The sequence below is a fragment of the Aeromonas molluscorum genome (assembly GCF_051376105.1).
Taxonomy (GTDB): Bacteria; Pseudomonadota; Gammaproteobacteria; order Enterobacterales; family Aeromonadaceae; genus Aeromonas; species Aeromonas molluscorum.
The window spans coordinates 1,062,910-1,077,750 of the sequence record NZ_JBPQCY010000001.1 but is presented as its reverse complement, the minus strand read 5'-3'; the positions used below and the strand labels follow the sequence as shown (position 1 = coordinate 1,077,750).

Here is a 14,841-nt window from a genome sequence, read left to right as displayed (position 1 = left end):
TAATGATATGCGTCCATGGATTCAGATTTTAGCGGTGCTGCTGCTTGCTGGCTGCGGAGCCAAGGGGGATACCCCGGCCGAGCAGCGCAATAGTATTCAACAGATGCGTCAACAGGCGCTATCCACCTTGTATGGGCAGGATCCCAACATCAGGCAGGAAGTGACGAGATCCAAGGGCTATGCAGTCTTTACCAATGTGAACAACAACCTGCTGCTGCTCAGCGCGGGCAGCGGCTATGGCGTGCTTCGTGACAATCGTACCGGTCGTGACACCTATATGAATATGGCTACGGCGGGGATGGGGGTAGGCATGGGCATCAAGAAATTCCAGGCGTTGATCATCTTCAACGACACAACAGCGCTGGATCGCTTCATCACGACCGGCTTCGATGCGAGCGCCCAGGCAGATCTGGCTGCCAAGTCGGCCGATGATGGCAAAGTGGTAGTCAGCGAGGCGGCCAATGCCGACTTCCAGAAAGTGAAAATGTACCAGCTCACCGAGCAGGGGGTCGCGGTGCAGGCCACCATGCAGGGTTATAAATACTGGCCGGATGATGATCTCAACGGCAAGTAGTCGCCGGGTTGGCTGATCTTTCCCGCTGGCGGCGCTCGATCTGAGCGCCGCCTGTTTTTGTGGCGACTGAGGCCGCGTGAGCCTCGGGCGCTCAGGCGGGGCATCCGTCGAGGTTCAATACCCTCACCCACATGGCCCCCTTGCCCACCGGCTGGCGGGAGGCGAGGCTCAATTGCCCCGTCGCTTGCTCGATGCGGTGCAGGGCCACATCCTGGGAATCCTGCCCGGTCACAATCAGCGCGTGCCCGCTGTGGTCTATGGCAAAGCCACGGGGGCACGGCTCGGTCGGGAAGTGGGCGAGGGGGGTCAGGGCGCCGGTCTCCTGGTCTATACCGAACAGGGTGAGCAGGCTGCTGGCACGCTCGCTGGTATAGAGGAAACGCCCATCCGGCGTCGAATGGATGTCAGCTCCCCAGCGATTGCCCTCATAGCCTGCCGGCAGCATGTCCAGACTCTCCCTCGCACGGATGTGCCCATCCGCCTCTCTGTGATAGCGGTTGAGGGTGCCATCGAGCTCGTTCAGGCAATAGATATCGCCATTGGTCGGGTGTTGCGCCAGGTGACGTGGCCCGGCGCCGGTTGCGGTGTGAATGTCGCCAAGGGGATGGGGGGCCAGCAGGTCATCGTCACCCAGGGTGAAGCGGCGAATGAGATCCTCCTTGAGACAGGCGACCAGCAGCTCCTGATGACCCTGATCATCGGTCAGCAGGGTCACCGAGTGGGCGGCCATCAGTTCGTCGATACGCTGGTGGGGCGCTTGCACCCGACCGGCGGCATTCATGGGGGACACGCTGACGTGGTTGAAGGCGTAGGAGGCGGCGAAGAACAGTCTGCCCTGCGCATCGGTGCAGGTGTGGGAGGCGCTGCCCGCGAGGGGAGCCGAGCTCGGTTCGCCGAGTCGACCATCAGTCTGGATGGGATAGCTCTGCACCATGAAGTCAGGTCGCACCCCCGCATGGAGCCAGCGCTTGTCCGGGCTGATGACCAGCGGTTGCACTTCACCCCCGGTCTGCACTTGTTGCAGCGGCACCAGCCCTTCCTCCATCAGCGCAAAGACATGGATCAATCCGCTGACCGGATTGGCGACATAAACGACTTGTTGCATTGTACTTTCCTTATGCGCTGACGCCCATCATAGGGTTATTTTTCAGACGAAGTGGGCGGTTGTATCAGTCGCCCAGCAGGCTATTTCTCCAGGCTGAGCAGATAGTTGCGCAGATTGACCCCGCGCCTGGCCAGACCCGACCTTGTTGCCGCACGCGCTATTTCTCCAGGCTGAGCAGATAGTTGCGCAGCTTGACCTCGCGCTTGGCCAGACCCGACTTTGTTACCGCACGCACTATTTCTCCAGGCTGAGCAGATAGTTGCGCAGCTTGACCTCGCGCTTGGCCAGACCCGACTTTGTTACCGCACGCACTATTTCTCCAGGCTGAGCAGATAGTTGCGCAGATTGACCCCGCGATTGGCCAGACCCAGCTTGATACGCACGCTGTTGCGATGGTTCTCCACCGTCTTGCGCGCCACATTGAGGGCGCTGGCGATCTCCTGGCTGGACATGCCGCTGCGAATAAACTCGGCCACCTGCATCTCCGAGGGTGTCAGGACTTCCAGCAGGCGCTGGTTGCCCTCTTCCTGCAGGCTGCGCAGGCTCTTCTCCATGCTGGTGCGGATCAGCTCCAGGCACATCTTCAGGGCCGGATCCTGGATCTGGGCCAGTTTCTGTTCCACTTCGGGCAGGTGGCGGGCGATCAGCTGCTGATGCTGCTCGCCGGGGGCCGCCCCCTCAGTGCCGCTGAGTGCGGCCAGGGAGTGGCCGAGTTCGTTGATGAGGCGGTGATCCTGTTCTATGCCGGAGGCATCCTGGCTATCGCTCGGTTTGATCTGCAGACACCAGCTGCGGGAGCCGCTTGCCCCATCGTGAGCAAAGAGCTCGAAGGCAAGGTTGAGGATCTCGAAATGCAGGGCGGGCAGGTTGCCCCGGATCCGCTGGCGTATGGCCTTCAGGTAGTCAGGGCCGACCAGGAACACCAGGTCGTCGAGCCGGTTGAGGGTCAGGGTGTCTACCGGATAACTGGATGCCACCACCTGCTCCTGCTCATCGAAGCTGATGAAATAGATATCATTGCGCGCCAGCAGTTGATGGCAGAGCCCCTGCTCGTCTATGGGGGTCAGCTTGTTACTCATGTTCCTTCCAGTTCTGCATCTCGTTATCGGGCCCCGTATTTCACCTTTATCCATCCCTGCTGTTGTGCTCGGCTCATTCAGCCAATACCCAGGCACCCAGGTTTTTTCTTGCCATTAATTAACAAAAATTAAACGTATTGTGAGCTGCATCGCAAAAACATCGCGCTCTTTAGTGAGGTTTATCTCATTACAGACTATAAAACACCTAGATAATACCTAGTAACCACTCAATGGATATAGGGAGAATACCATGTTGGCAAAACGCTCACACTTTTTACTGGCGGGATTGACCGCCGCCATGCTGCTCGGCAATGGCGCTCAGGCCGCCGAGGCGACCACTACCCTGGGGCCCAATGGTGAACAGCCGACCCCTTATACCCAGGTAACACTCACCACTGTCCAGCAAGACAAGGTCAAGGCGCAGAACTACACGGCCGCCATCCTGATGCACACCACCTCGGACTGGTCGAGCGCGCTCATCAAGGGGGCCAAGGACAAATTCCAGGACCTGAACGTCAAGGTGGTTGCCGTGACCGATGCCGAGTTCAATGCCAACAAGCAGAAGACGGACGTGGAAACCGTGATGGCCATGGCTCCCGACATCATTCTCACCCTGGTGGTCGATCCCGTCTCCGGCGCCGCCGCCTTCCGTCCCGCGGTTCAGCAGGGCAGCAAGCTGGTGCTGATCAGCAACCTGCCAACGGGCTTTGAATATGGCAAGGATTACGCCGGCATCGTCACCGATGACTTGTTCGAAATGGGTGGCCTGGCGGCCGACATGCTGGCCAGGACGGTCGGCGAGCAGGGCAAGATAGGCTTCATCTACCACGAGGCGAACTACTACGTCACCAATCAACGGGATCAGGCGGTGCTGACCAATCTGGCCAAGCACCACCCCGGCGTCCAGATCCTGGCCAAGCAGGGCATCGCCAATGCCAATGATGGCGAGGTTGTCGCCTCGGCGCTCATCACCCAGCACCCTGACATCCAGGCCATCTATGCCCCTTGGGATTCCATCGCCGAAGGGGTCGTGGCTGCAACCCGCGCCGCCGGGCGCAGCGACATCAAGGTGATCACCATGGACTTGGGCGCCGCCAATGCCCTGGACATGGCCAAGGGCCGCAACGTGGCCGGCATAGTGACCGACCTGCCCTACGATCTCGGCCAGACCTTGGCCACCATGGGAGCACTCGCCAAGCTGGGGGAACAAACTCCCCCCTTCGTCACTGTCTCCGCCGATGCGGTCACCCGTGACAACCTGGCCGAGGCCTGGCAACAGGCGCTGCGTCGGGATCCACCTGCCGCCGTGACCAAGGCTCTCAGCCAGTAAGCCCATAGGTAGTCGCCAGGCGGCTACCTGCCCCATCTCATGGAAGGAGTTATCACATGGAGCTGTACGCCATAGAGGCGAGTGGCATCAAGAAGGGGTTTGACGGCATCCCTGTGCTCAAGGATGTGTCGTTTAGCCTCAAGCGTGGCGAGGTGCATGCCATTGTCGGCCAGAACGGGGCGGGCAAATCCACCCTGGTCAAGCTGCTCAACGGTTTTCATGGTCGGGATGGTGGCGAGGTACTGCTGTTTGGCAAACCTTGTCGCTTCACGACCCCCAAAGAGGCCCAGGCCGAGGGGATCGCCATGGTCTATCAGGACTTGAGCCTGGTGCCGACCCTGTCGGTGGCCGACAACATCTTCCTGGCGGGAGGCGGCGAGCGCGGGGCAATCATCTCCAACCGTGACCGGGTACGCCGCGCCGCGCCGCTGCTTGCCATGCTGGGTGTCGACCTGGATCCGAACTGCGAAGTGGGGCGCCTGAGCGTCGGCCAGCAGCAGTTCGTCGAGATAGCCAAAGCGCTGGCCCAGAATGCCCGCATCCTGGTGCTCGATGAGCCGACCGCATCACTGTCCAACAATGAGATCAACGAGCTGTTCAAGGTGATAGCGACCCTCAAGGGGCAGGGGATGTCCATCATCTACATCACCCACTATCTGAGCGACATCATGCGGGTTTGCGACGCCGTGACCGTGCTGCGTGACGGCCATACGGTGCTTGCCACCAACACCAGCAACACCAGTGTCGAAGCCCTGGTCGAAGCCATGCTCGGCAGCAAGGGGGACACCAGCTTGAGTTGGCCACGCTCGGGAGCTGCCGTGGATGCCCTGCCTCTGCTCGAGCTGGACGGGGTGTCGAATTCACAACTGCACGATATCTCCCTCAAGGTGATGCCGGGTCAGGTGGTGGGACTGGCGGGGCTGCTGGGGAGCGGTCGCACCGAGATCCTCGAAGCCATCTACGGTCTGACCCCCATTCAGGGCGGCGAGATCCGCATCAATGGCGAGCCGGTGCGGATCCGCTCCCCCAAGCAAGCCATCGCCCTGGGGATCAACATGGTGCCGGAGGAGCGGCGCAGTCAGGGATTGGTGCTCGATTTCTCGGTGGCCGACAACATGCTGATGGCCGCCTATGACCGACTCTCCCAAGGATTGAGCCTGGACAAACCCAAGGGGGACGCCATGGTGCGTGCCCAGATCAAGAGTCTGGGGGTCAAGACCAGCGGTCCCGAGCAGTCGGTGCGCTTTCTCTCCGGCGGTAACCAGCAGAAGGTGGTGATCGGCAAGTGTCTCTCCACCGAGGCCAAGGTGCTGCTGCTCGACGATCCCACCTTCGGCATCGACATCCATGCCAAATACGAAATCATGAAGATAGTGGACAGCTATGTCGCCGCCGGCAATGGCGCCATCTTCGTGTCCAGTGAATATGCCGAGGTCGCCAGCTTCTGCGACCTCATCTATGTGGTGAACAAGGGACGCATCGTCGCCTGCCTTGAAGGGCGGCGAATGAATGAAGAGACGCTGCTGGCGGCGGTTCAATGACAAACGAGGAGTCAAGGATGAAAGATTTAACCCTGCCGGCGGCCCCCAAGGGCAACGGTATCAACTGGCGCGACTACATCATCTACATGGTGTTCGTCGGCATCTTCGTGTTTTTTTCGGTGGTGCTCCATGACAAGGGCTTCCTGAGCTCCGTCAACCTGATGAACATAGCGCGCCAGACCGCCACCATCGCCATCATGGCGGTCGGCATGACCTTCGTGCTGAGCGCTGCCGAGATAGATCTCTCTTTCGGCGCCACGGTCGCCCTCAGTGCCATCGTCTCGGCCCTGACCCTGCAAGAGACGGACAGCATTTTGCTGGCGGTCTCGGCGGCGCTGCTGGTCGGCACCATGATAGGCGCCATCAACGGCCTGTTCGTGACCCAGGTCGGCATTCCCTCCTTCCTGGTGACCCTGGGCACCACGGGCATCATCACCGGCATAGCCCGCTGGTCCACCTCGCTGCAGTCCATTCCCATCGACAACGATCTCTATGTGTTCATCTTCGGCTCGGGGGACATAGGGCCCATCTCGGTGCTCTTCATCTGGACCATCCTGGTGACGGTGATCGGGGCCTTCGTGCTGCGCAACACCCGTTTTGGCAAACAGGTGCTGGCTACCGGCGGCAACAAGATCTCCGCCATGTACTCGGGCATCAACATCAACCGCATCAAGCTCTACGTGCTGATGCTCAACGGTTTTCTCGCGGCCCTTGCCGGCATTCTCTATTCGGGGCGGCTGCAGAGTGCCCGCTACACCCTGGGAGAGAGCGATCTCATGCTGGTGATCGCCGCCGTCATCATCGGTGGTACCAACCTCTTTGGTGGCAAGGGCATGGTGGTGGGTTCCGTCATCGGTGCCCTCATCATGGGCATGGTCAACAACGGGTTGATCCTGATGGGGCTGAACGTGGATCAGCAGCTGATCCTGCGCGGCATCATCGTCATCGTCGCCGTCACCTTCACCATGGGCCAGCTCAAACAGCTGCGTAAGAAGTAAGTTAACTTTTGAGACTTAAGGACGAGAGCATGAAGATAGATCCCAAGGTGGCGAGCATCATTTCCGGTTGGAGCTTGAAGGAGAAGGTGGGTCAGCTGTTCATCCTGGCCTTCCCCGGCAAGTCCGCCGAGCAGGCGCGTACCATGATAGCCGAGTACAACTTAGGGGGCTGCTACCTCAGCCAGGACAATGGCGATACCTTCGCCGAGGCGCAGCAGCTGACCCAGGATCTGGCAAAGATAGGCGCCGAGCAGAGCCGTCTGCCGCTGCTGCTCGGGGTGGATCAGGAGGGGGCCTGGGGGGTGCTGGTGGGGGAGTCCACCACAGGGCCCGGCAACCTGGCCCTCGGTGTGGCCGATGGCGGGCAGGGCACCGAACTCATGTATAAAACCATGGCCAAGGAGATGCGCTTTGCCGGGTTCAACTGCATCCTTGGGCCCTGCTGCGACGTCAATTTCAACCCCAGTTCTCCCATCATCGACAGCCGCGCCTTCGGCGACCGACCGGCCAAGGTGGCGCTGCACTCGGCGGCGGCGGTACGCGGCCTGCACCAGGGCGGGATCTGCGGTAGCGGCAAGCACTTTCCGGGTCACGGAGATACTCATGGTGACACCCACAGGGAGATCCCCAGGGTCGACAAGTCCCTGAGTGAGCTGCGCGAGCAGGATTTGGTGCCCTTCCAGGCGGCCATCGATGCCGGTGTGGATCTGATCATGACCAGCCACATCCTCTACCCGCAGATAGATGCCCATCATCCGGCCACCTTGTCATCGGTCATCTTGCAGGATCTGCTGCGCGACGAGATGGGCTTTGAGGGCATCATCATCTCCGACAGCATGAACATGGGTGCCATCGTTCATCACTATTCACCGGCCACGGCGGCGGTGCTGGCGCTCAAGGCGGGCATCAACATGATCATGCTCTCCGAGGAGCATTACGATCACAGCGACTCCTACCTCGACAAGCAGTTCGCCATGATCCACGGCATCATGGCTGCGGTGGCGGCGGGGGATCTGGACGAGGCACTGATCGATGCCGCCCTGGCTCGCATCGTCGCCTTCAAGCTTGCCAAGCTGGTGCCCATGGCGCTCTATCAACCCATCGACATGGCCGCAAGCCAGAAAGTGGCCAACGCTTGCGCCAGTCAGGCGCTCACCTGGCTACGTCAGGTACCCGAGCTTGGCGAGGGGCCGCTCTATGTGCTCAATGCCACACCGGCGGCCAGTTATCACAACCTCACCAATCCCCGTGGCATAGGCCCCAATCAGCGCGAACCGGCGTTTGATCACTTTCTCGCGGCCCTGGACAACGGCAGCAGACTGGTGCGCCCTGTGACCCGTGATCAGCTTGGGGCGGTGGGAGATGGCTGGCTGCTGGTGGTGACCGAAAACCACCCCCTGCCCGGCGAAGACTTCGCCCAAGAGGAGGCTCAGGCCCTGGTACGCCGACTCAGCCTTGACGTCGAGAAACTGATCGTGGTGGCGCTGCGCAGTCCCTACGACCTGCTCGGTTATCCGGATGTGCGCTACTACCTGTGCAGTCACTCGGCCCGCCCCGAGAGCGCTCGCGCCGCGGCGCAGGTATTGAATGGCACCCTAGCTACCCAGCAGAGCCGGGCGGTGAGCCTGGTCAGTTAAGTTTTTGCTTTTCCCGCCATGAGAATGGCGGGGGATTTCTCCTAGGAGTCGGTAGTTGGGAGCTCATGGGCGATTGCCCAGTTATTAATGGACTAATACGAGGGTTCGGGATTTGAAAACCACCATGAAAATAGTGTCGGCAACCGTGTTGCTGGTATTGGCTGCCCCCGCCTTGGCGGCGAAGGGCGGTACCCAGGATTTCCTGGATGCACTGCGCAACTTTGAATCAGGTATCAATCCGGCACTGGCCGATTTCTATCTGCAAAACCTCGACAACCCCGTCTATACCTATGCCCAGGTGACGGCGCCGGGTCGTCTGGTGCGGGACTGCTCCACCGGCACCATGCTCTCCGAGCCAACCACCATCAGCGGTTTCTTCAACAAGCTGGGGGTTGGCAATATCTATAACGCTTCCACCCCGAACGATGCGGCCATGTTCAGGACCATGCAGTACAACTCCTTGAACGCTTGGGGTTTCATCGGCTATCAGCTGGGTGAGGCCGTGTTGATCGATGCCGGCTACTACAGTCCGAAACAGGTGACGGTCGACGGCAAGGAGTACGACAGCTTCTACATGTTCGTGCCGGATTCTACCTGGGCGGGTTGCAAGACCGAAGCCCTGGCCGAGATCGAGGGGTCTGGCGGCAACAAGGTCTATGTGACCGATGTCAACCGCTGGCAGGGCACCTTCGTCGGCAAGAATGGCGTCAACTCCCTGGCCGATCTGCGCCTGCCCGAGAAGCAGGAGCTGGTGATGCGTGACGCCATGCATTTCAACTATCAGGTGATAAGCAAGCTGCTCAAGGACGCCAACATGACCTGGGCCCAGGCCCTGGCCAAGAGCTGGCCCGACACCGATGACAACGGTCAGCCTATCCAGGTGCAGGCCACCATGTCAGGCATCCTGGCGGCGGCGCATCTGCGTGGCGCCTGGGGGGTGGGATCCCTGCTTACCAAGGATCAGATCACCTGCGATGAGCTTGGTACTTGCATCACCAAGTACGTCTACAAGTTTGGTGATTACAACAGCCTGTTTGATACCCCGGGCGACAGCACCACCCAAGGCTCGCCTTATGATGAAGTGCTGACGGCAGGTTGGGGCAATGACACAGTCATCACCGGCGGTGGCAAGGATCAGATCCTGCTCAACGAGCAGGCAAACGGTCTGACCACTGTCAATGACTTCACCGTCGGAGACGATCTCATCGTGCTGCGTGGCTGGAGCATGGCCGACCCCTTGGCCGATCTGGTGATTGGCGATGTGGCCGATGGCGCCGAGTTGCAGTTCGCCGGTCAGCGTGTGCTGCTCAAGGGCGTCAGCGCGGCGTCGGTACAGGCCAATCCGGCTGCGGTCATCACCAAGTCCGACATCTACACCCTGGCCTGGAACTCGGGCAAGCAGGTCGTGCAGGGCTTCGATCCTGCGGTCGACAAGATTGCAGGCAGTGCGGGCATCGGCTTCAAACATCTGAAGGCTTACGAGACGGCCACTTCCGTGGTGATGGGCCCGCAGGCGGAAGATGGCGGCATCTACTCCTCCTATGAGCTGGTGGGATTGACCCTCAACGACATCCGTCCCGAGATGTTCACCAATGTCACCGGCAGCTACGATCGCCTCGGCTACATAGTGCCGCTCAGTTCTCTGAACTGGGGCTGGAACATGACGCTGGTGGCCAATCGCTTCGATCCGGCCAAGACGGTCATCACTACCCCGAGCAATCAGCCGGTGCCCTTCTCCGGCATCAAGCTGACTCAGGAAGGGAGCGACGTGGTCATCACCCTGGTGGAGCCTTATGCCAAGGGAGATGCCAAGAAGATAGTGTTGAAGAACACGGCGGTGAACAGTATCACGGCCGCCAACTTCGCCGGCTTTAGCGGCAACTACAGCGAAGCCACCATCGACATCCCTGTCTTCTTCGACATCAGCGTGAACATAGGGGCGGGCGGTACAGTCTCCCCTGCACCGGCGAACGGTATCCTGCAAGCGAAAGGCGGTACCAATTTTACCGTCACCCTGCTGCCCGATACCGGCTACAAGGTGAAATCCCTCACCGTCGATGGCGTGGCTCAGGCCGTGGCTGGCAGCTACACCTTCAGCAGCGTCAATGGAGCCCATAGCCTGTCGGTCAGCTTCGAGCAGGGCAGCAGCTGCCCGGCAAACTGGGCAACCGGCTCCGTCTATACCACGGGTAATCAGGTGACCTACAACGGCAACATCTATGAAACCAAGTGGTGGAGCAGCGGCAACGTGCCTAGTGCGGGAGATCCCTGGAAGCTGATTGGCGCCTGCAGCTAAGGCGCCGTCAGTCACCGTCAGGTGATGAGATCCACCCTATGAAACAGGCCCCGCTTCGGGGCCTGTTTTTTGGCTTGTTGTCGCAGGCGGGCATCATCCGAGTTGTGTCAGCAACTCGGTGACCACGGGGAGCACAGAGATGACCAGCAGGAGTGCCATCGTGTAGTTGAACCACTGGCGGGCCTTGCCATGCTGCAGCCAGCGCTTTAACAGGGAACCAAACAGCATCCAGACACCGACACTGGGGAAGGAGACGATGAAGAAGGTCAGGGCTATGGTCAGATTCTGGCTGTAAAAACTCGCTCCCACAGTGGTGAATGCGGCAATGGCGCCGGTGGCCACCACCCAGGCTTTGGCATTGACCCACTGGAACAGGGCACCCTTGATGAAAGAGAGCGGTTGCTGCTGCTCCTTGCTGGTCGCCATCCCGGCCGAGCGGGCGATCAGCCAGGCGAGATAGAGCAGATAGAGGGTGCCTATGACTTTGATGAGCAGGTGCAGGTCGGGCCACAGGCTGAATAACTGGCCAAAGCCCAGGCCAACCAGCAACAGCATGATGGCGAAACCGACGCAGATCCCGGCCAGCAGTGGCAGGCTTCTTCTGACACCAAAATTGAGCCCCGAGGTCATCACCATGATGTTGTTGGGGCCGGGCGTGATGGAGGAAGAGATGGCAAACAGCACCACGGCGTAGAGGTAATCCATGACAGCATCCTTTGAATAGTCCTTTATTGAAGGACCGATTTCGCAAATGCAATGGCAGTGCCCATGCTGGCATTGTCTGATTGATGAGCACGGTCTTACTGAGGATTTGCGAGCAACCGGGGCGTGAGGGCACTCGCCAACATGTGGACGGCCAAAAAGAGAGGCCCTGCAGCAGGGCCTCTCTTGGTCAGCGCGTCACCAGTCAGGATCAGACCGGTTTGCCATCCTCACGGGGGAGGGCAGGGTGAGAGGCAATCTGCTGCTCATCCCCATGCAGGTTCTTGATGTAGACATCCATCTGGTTGAAGGAGATGTCTATGCCATTCTCCTTGAACAGGCTGTCTATGGTGCGGTTGAGTTCGTCGATGGCGGGGTTGCGATCGCCGAGTTCACTCACGAAGAAACGCAGCTCGTGATCCAGGGTGCTGGCGCCAAAGGTGAGGAAGTAGACGATGGGCGCCGGATCCTTGAGCACCCGGCTATTGCTCTGGGCGGCTTGCATCAGCAACTGGCGAGTCAGCTCCAGATCCGAGCCGTAGGCCACACCGACCCGGGCGATGACCCGAGTGACGGTATCGGACAGGGACCAGTTGATCAGACGTTCTATCATCAGCTGCTGGTTGGGGATGATCACCTCTTTGCGATCAAAGTCGGTGAGGGTCGTTGAGCGGATCCGGATCTTGTTGACCGTGCCGGAGATGGTACCAATGGTGACGGTATCGCCGATCCGTACCGGGCGCTCGAACAGAATGATGATGCCGGAGATAAAGTTGGAGACGATCTGCTGCATACCAAAACCGATACCGACCGAAAGACCTGCGGCCAGCCACTGCAACTTCTCCCACTGCATGCCGAACATGGCCAGGGAGGTGAGGGTTCCCACCCCAATCAGCACATAGTTGAGCATGGTGGTGATGGCGTAGGCCGAGCCCTGGGCCAGCTTGAGTTTGGAGAGGACAAGCACCTCCAGCAGACCGGGCAGGTTGCGGGCCAGCGACCAGGCTGCCCCCAACAAGAAGAGACCGGTGAGGACATCGCTCAGACTGATGGGATACAGCACGGCATTGGCGCCGGTCCCTTCACTCTTGTGCCAGAGCACCATGCTATCTAGGTAGGTGAATACCGCGATGAGATCGGACCAGAGCCAGTAGAAGGCGACCCCGAAGATGCCAAGCAGCACTATGCGGGTCAAGCGCAGTGATTGCTGGCTCACCTCTTCCAGTGCCATGGGCTGCTCTTCGATGGCATCTCCCCCTTCTGCATCTTCTTGGGCTTTGTGTTCCCGCTTGGCAACGGCGCGGCGCCAGGCGAGGCGACGGGCTGCCAGCTCCAGGCCGCGCAGGGCGGTGCGATAGACCAGGCTCCACAGCAGCAAGAGATAAAACGACTCTATGAGGCGGCCAGTCAGCTTGAGCGCGGTGTAGTAGTAACCAAACAGCACCAAGCCCATCAGCACTATGGGGGTGAGCAGCAGCAGGAAGGAGAGCACCGACTGCACCATGCTGACACCGCTCTTCATCCTGGCCCGGAACAGGGGGTAGAGCATCCAGGCGGTAGCGCCCAGCAGGATCAGGGTCAGAGCCTGGCCGAGGGCGTCATTGCCCAGGGTCGAGGGTTCTACGACGGCCTTGGTTGACAGCATGATGAGTGGCATCAGGGTGAACCAGAGATAACGGAAATGCTTGCGCTTGCTCGCCAGCTCTTCCCTGGGCAGCCGGAAATGGCTTTCGGCCACGCCACCCGGGCGCATGACTCCGAGATAAACGCTGAATACCAGATACCCCAGCGCCAGATTGAAGGTGATCTGCATGGTCAGGTTGATGCTGAGCAGACCATTGTATGAGAGCAGCAGACCTGCGGCGCAGATGAAGAGGGCGCCCGGCAGGGAGAGCAGCGTCATCAGCAGCAGCGCTTTGGGGGTGTGCAACTGGCTGTCCTGATGAAAACGCCCAAGGTCCTTGTTGATCTTCTGCAGGCGGGTCTTGATGGCCTGACGCTTCCAGAGCAGCAGCCATCCGATGACAAGCAGCGGCAAGGCCAGCAGGCTGACGGCAATCAATACGTCTAGCCAGGCTTTGGGAGTCAGGGTCCAGTCGCTGATCTGTTTGGCTACCTGGCTCGGCCAGGAGAGGAGCCACTTGCTGTCGATGGGTTTGTTGCTGCTCACCCAGAAGATGTGTTGTTGCAGGGTCAATTCGATGGAGTTATAGATCCGCTTGATCTGCTGCTGGGTCAGTTGCAGGCTGATGGCGTTGGTCAACTGTGCATCGAGTTGGCGATTGAGCTGGTCGAGCAGCGAGATACGGGTGTCGAGCAGGCGAGAGAGGTTGTCCTTGTCTTCGGCACTGACGGCCAGGCCGCTGGTTTCGATCAGTTTGTCGAGGAACTGGTTCTTCTGGAACAGCTGATCCCGCTGCTGGCTCAGCTCGAATTGGGCAAGGTGCAGGTCAGCGATCTGCTCTTCCAGGTTGCTGACTGCGCTGGTGGGGGCAGCCTCCAGTTGCTGATATAGCTGATAGAGGATGCGGGACAGCAGCAGATTCCCCTTGAGCATCTCAACCTGTTCATTGAGATTGCGTTCGGTCTGGGTGCCGCGTTCGAGCCAGCTCTTGGCCTGCAGGTTTTTCTGCATCAGGGTGTTGAGATTATTGGTGGCGGAGATCAACTGCTTGCTGAGCTGGTGATTGGCCTCCTGCTCTTTCTGCACCAGGGGATTGTTCAGGCTGGCAACTAGTTCGCCGGTTTGTTCGGCCGTTTTTTCGGTGTTGCCGAGTCGCTTACTGCTGACCTCTTTTTGCAATAACTGCAGTTTCTGCTCTTCCTGCGTAAGGCGAGCATTCTGATAGTCCCGTTGCTTGACAGCGAGATCCTGCATGCTGGTTCTGTTATCCAGCTCCTTTTGCAGATAGGCGAGTTGCAGATCGATCAGTGTCTGCTCCGTGGTGAGCTTGCCCCGCTCGGCGCTGCTCACGGCATCTCCGGCATTGAGGCGGGAGCGGATCTCCTGGCTGCGTTGATACGCCTTGCTCATGGTGCTCTGGGCACGCTCTGGCAGGGTCTGCAGATTGGTTATCTGGCTGGCAATGGTGCCCAGAGATTCCTGGGCATCCTGCATGCTGGTCATCACCTCTGGCTGGCGGCTCTCGAGCTCTTCCAGGCTCATGGCACCATACTCTTGGGCGAGTTGCTCCGGGCTCTTGCTCTTGTTGAGAGCATCGATCCGGGCCGAGATCTCCTTGAGATCCGAGGGGAGCGTCTTGAGACGCTGGTTCTGTACCTTGGCCTTGGCATTCTCCTTGTCGATGCTGTCGAGCAGGGAGAGGGTATCACTCAGAAACTTCTTGTCAGCCTGTTGGCTGACGGTCAGGTTGTCCGATTTGGATAAGGCCTCGAGCTGACGTTGGACAGTTCCCTGCTGGGGCAGATCCTGAGCCAGGGCCTGGCCCACGGCGAGGCTGGAGAGCAGGCACAACAGAGTGACGACTCGTTTGAACGTGAGTGAGAGCATAGTGGTTCCGTTGGTGACCATATGACGGGGTGGATCCGATCACTGTAAATTGCGCGTGATTCTAGCAT

The 14,841-nt window shown here is 59.6% G+C and carries 10 protein-coding genes; 6 read left to right on the top strand and 4 right to left on the bottom strand.

The genetic code is table 11. The annotated features are described in order from the left end of the window. The first annotated feature begins 7 nt into the window (after window positions 1–7). On the top strand, window positions 8–574 hold the full coding sequence (locus tag ACSMDR_RS05080; protein ID WP_005902305.1) for a lipid-binding SYLF domain-containing protein: 567 nt from the start codon (window positions 8–10) through the stop codon (window positions 572–574). Window positions 575–665: 91 nt separating this feature from the next. On the opposite strand, the gene pgl is transcribed toward ACSMDR_RS05080, so the two are convergent. Together pgl and ACSMDR_RS05070 are read right to left on the bottom strand one after the other, a co-directional pair. Continuing rightward, window positions 666–1,679: a 6-phosphogluconolactonase gene (gene pgl / locus ACSMDR_RS05075; protein ID WP_436467418.1), complete on the bottom strand. Its 1,014-nt coding sequence runs from the start codon at window positions 1,677–1,679 to the stop codon at window positions 666–668. A gap of 311 nt (window positions 1,680–1,990) precedes the next feature. Then, complete coding sequence (locus ACSMDR_RS05070; RefSeq protein ID WP_005902309.1) at window positions 1,991–2,758, bottom strand: helix-turn-helix transcriptional regulator; 768 nt, start codon at window positions 2,756–2,758, stop codon at window positions 1,991–1,993. Between the two features lie 250 nt (window positions 2,759–3,008). Between ACSMDR_RS05070 and ACSMDR_RS05065 the strand changes: the two genes are divergently transcribed. The 5 genes from ACSMDR_RS05065 to ACSMDR_RS05045 all read left to right on the top strand — a co-directional run bounded on the left by ACSMDR_RS05065 (window position 3,009) and on the right by ACSMDR_RS05045 (window position 10,560). Beyond that, a complete protein-coding gene (locus ACSMDR_RS05065; RefSeq protein ID WP_005902311.1) occupies window positions 3,009–4,088 on the top strand; it encodes a substrate-binding domain-containing protein in 1,080 nt (359 codons plus the stop codon). 56 nt (window positions 4,089–4,144) lie between these two features. After that, the gene (locus ACSMDR_RS05060; RefSeq protein ID WP_005902313.1) at window positions 4,145–5,629 is read left to right on the top strand and encodes a sugar ABC transporter ATP-binding protein; all 1,485 of its coding nucleotides are present in this window, start codon (window positions 4,145–4,147) and stop codon (window positions 5,627–5,629) included. Window positions 5,630–5,646: 17 nt separating this feature from the next. Next, window positions 5,647–6,627 (top strand): ABC transporter permease, encoded by a 981-nt coding sequence (locus ACSMDR_RS05055; RefSeq protein WP_005902315.1) that lies wholly within the window; start codon window positions 5,647–5,649, stop codon window positions 6,625–6,627. Between the two features lie 29 nt (window positions 6,628–6,656). Beyond that, complete coding sequence (locus tag ACSMDR_RS05050; RefSeq protein ID WP_436467414.1) at window positions 6,657–8,264, top strand: glycoside hydrolase family 3 N-terminal domain-containing protein; 1,608 nt, start codon at window positions 6,657–6,659, stop codon at window positions 8,262–8,264. Between the two features lie 124 nt (window positions 8,265–8,388). Beyond that, a complete protein-coding gene (locus ACSMDR_RS05045) occupies window positions 8,389–10,560 on the top strand; it encodes a carbohydrate-binding protein (protein ID WP_436467412.1) in 2,172 nt (723 codons plus the stop codon). Between the two features lie 93 nt (window positions 10,561–10,653). On the opposite strand, the gene ACSMDR_RS05040 is transcribed toward ACSMDR_RS05045, so the two are convergent. Both ACSMDR_RS05040 and mscK read right to left on the bottom strand, forming a co-directional pair. Next, entirely contained in the window at window positions 10,654–11,265 is a 612-nt protein-coding gene (locus ACSMDR_RS05040; RefSeq protein ID WP_005903756.1) for a LysE family translocator, read from the bottom strand. A 208-nt stretch (window positions 11,266–11,473) separates the two neighbouring features. Continuing rightward, on the bottom strand, window positions 11,474–14,773 hold the full coding sequence (mscK, locus tag ACSMDR_RS05035) for a mechanosensitive channel MscK (RefSeq protein ID WP_436467409.1): 3,300 nt from the start codon (window positions 14,771–14,773) through the stop codon (window positions 11,474–11,476). Window positions 14,774–14,841: the final 68 nt, after the last annotated feature.

Excerpts from the sequence above, each read along its gene's own strand:
- ACSMDR_RS05070 (WP_005902309.1), bottom strand. The coding sequence starts at position 2,758 with ATGAGTAACAAGCTGACCCCCATAGACGAGCAGGGGCTCTGCCATCAA.
- pgl (WP_436467418.1), bottom strand. The coding sequence starts at position 1,679 with ATGCAACAAGTCGTTTATGTCGCCAATCCGGTCAGCGGATTGATCCAT.
- ACSMDR_RS05065 (WP_005902311.1), top strand. The coding sequence starts at position 3,009 with ATGTTGGCAAAACGCTCACACTTTTTACTGGCGGGATTGACCGCCGCC.
- mscK (WP_436467409.1), bottom strand. The coding sequence starts at position 14,773 with ATGCTCTCACTCACGTTCAAACGAGTCGTCACTCTGTTGTGCCTGCTC.
- ACSMDR_RS05050 (WP_436467414.1), top strand. The coding sequence starts at position 6,657 with ATGAAGATAGATCCCAAGGTGGCGAGCATCATTTCCGGTTGGAGCTTG.
- ACSMDR_RS05040 (WP_005903756.1), bottom strand. The coding sequence starts at position 11,265 with ATGGATTACCTCTACGCCGTGGTGCTGTTTGCCATCTCTTCCTCCATC.
- ACSMDR_RS05045 (WP_436467412.1), top strand. The coding sequence starts at position 8,389 with ATGAAAATAGTGTCGGCAACCGTGTTGCTGGTATTGGCTGCCCCCGCC.
- ACSMDR_RS05055 (WP_005902315.1), top strand. The coding sequence starts at position 5,647 with ATGAAAGATTTAACCCTGCCGGCGGCCCCCAAGGGCAACGGTATCAAC.
- ACSMDR_RS05080 (WP_005902305.1), top strand. The coding sequence starts at position 8 with ATGCGTCCATGGATTCAGATTTTAGCGGTGCTGCTGCTTGCTGGCTGC.
- ACSMDR_RS05060 (WP_005902313.1), top strand. The coding sequence starts at position 4,145 with ATGGAGCTGTACGCCATAGAGGCGAGTGGCATCAAGAAGGGGTTTGAC.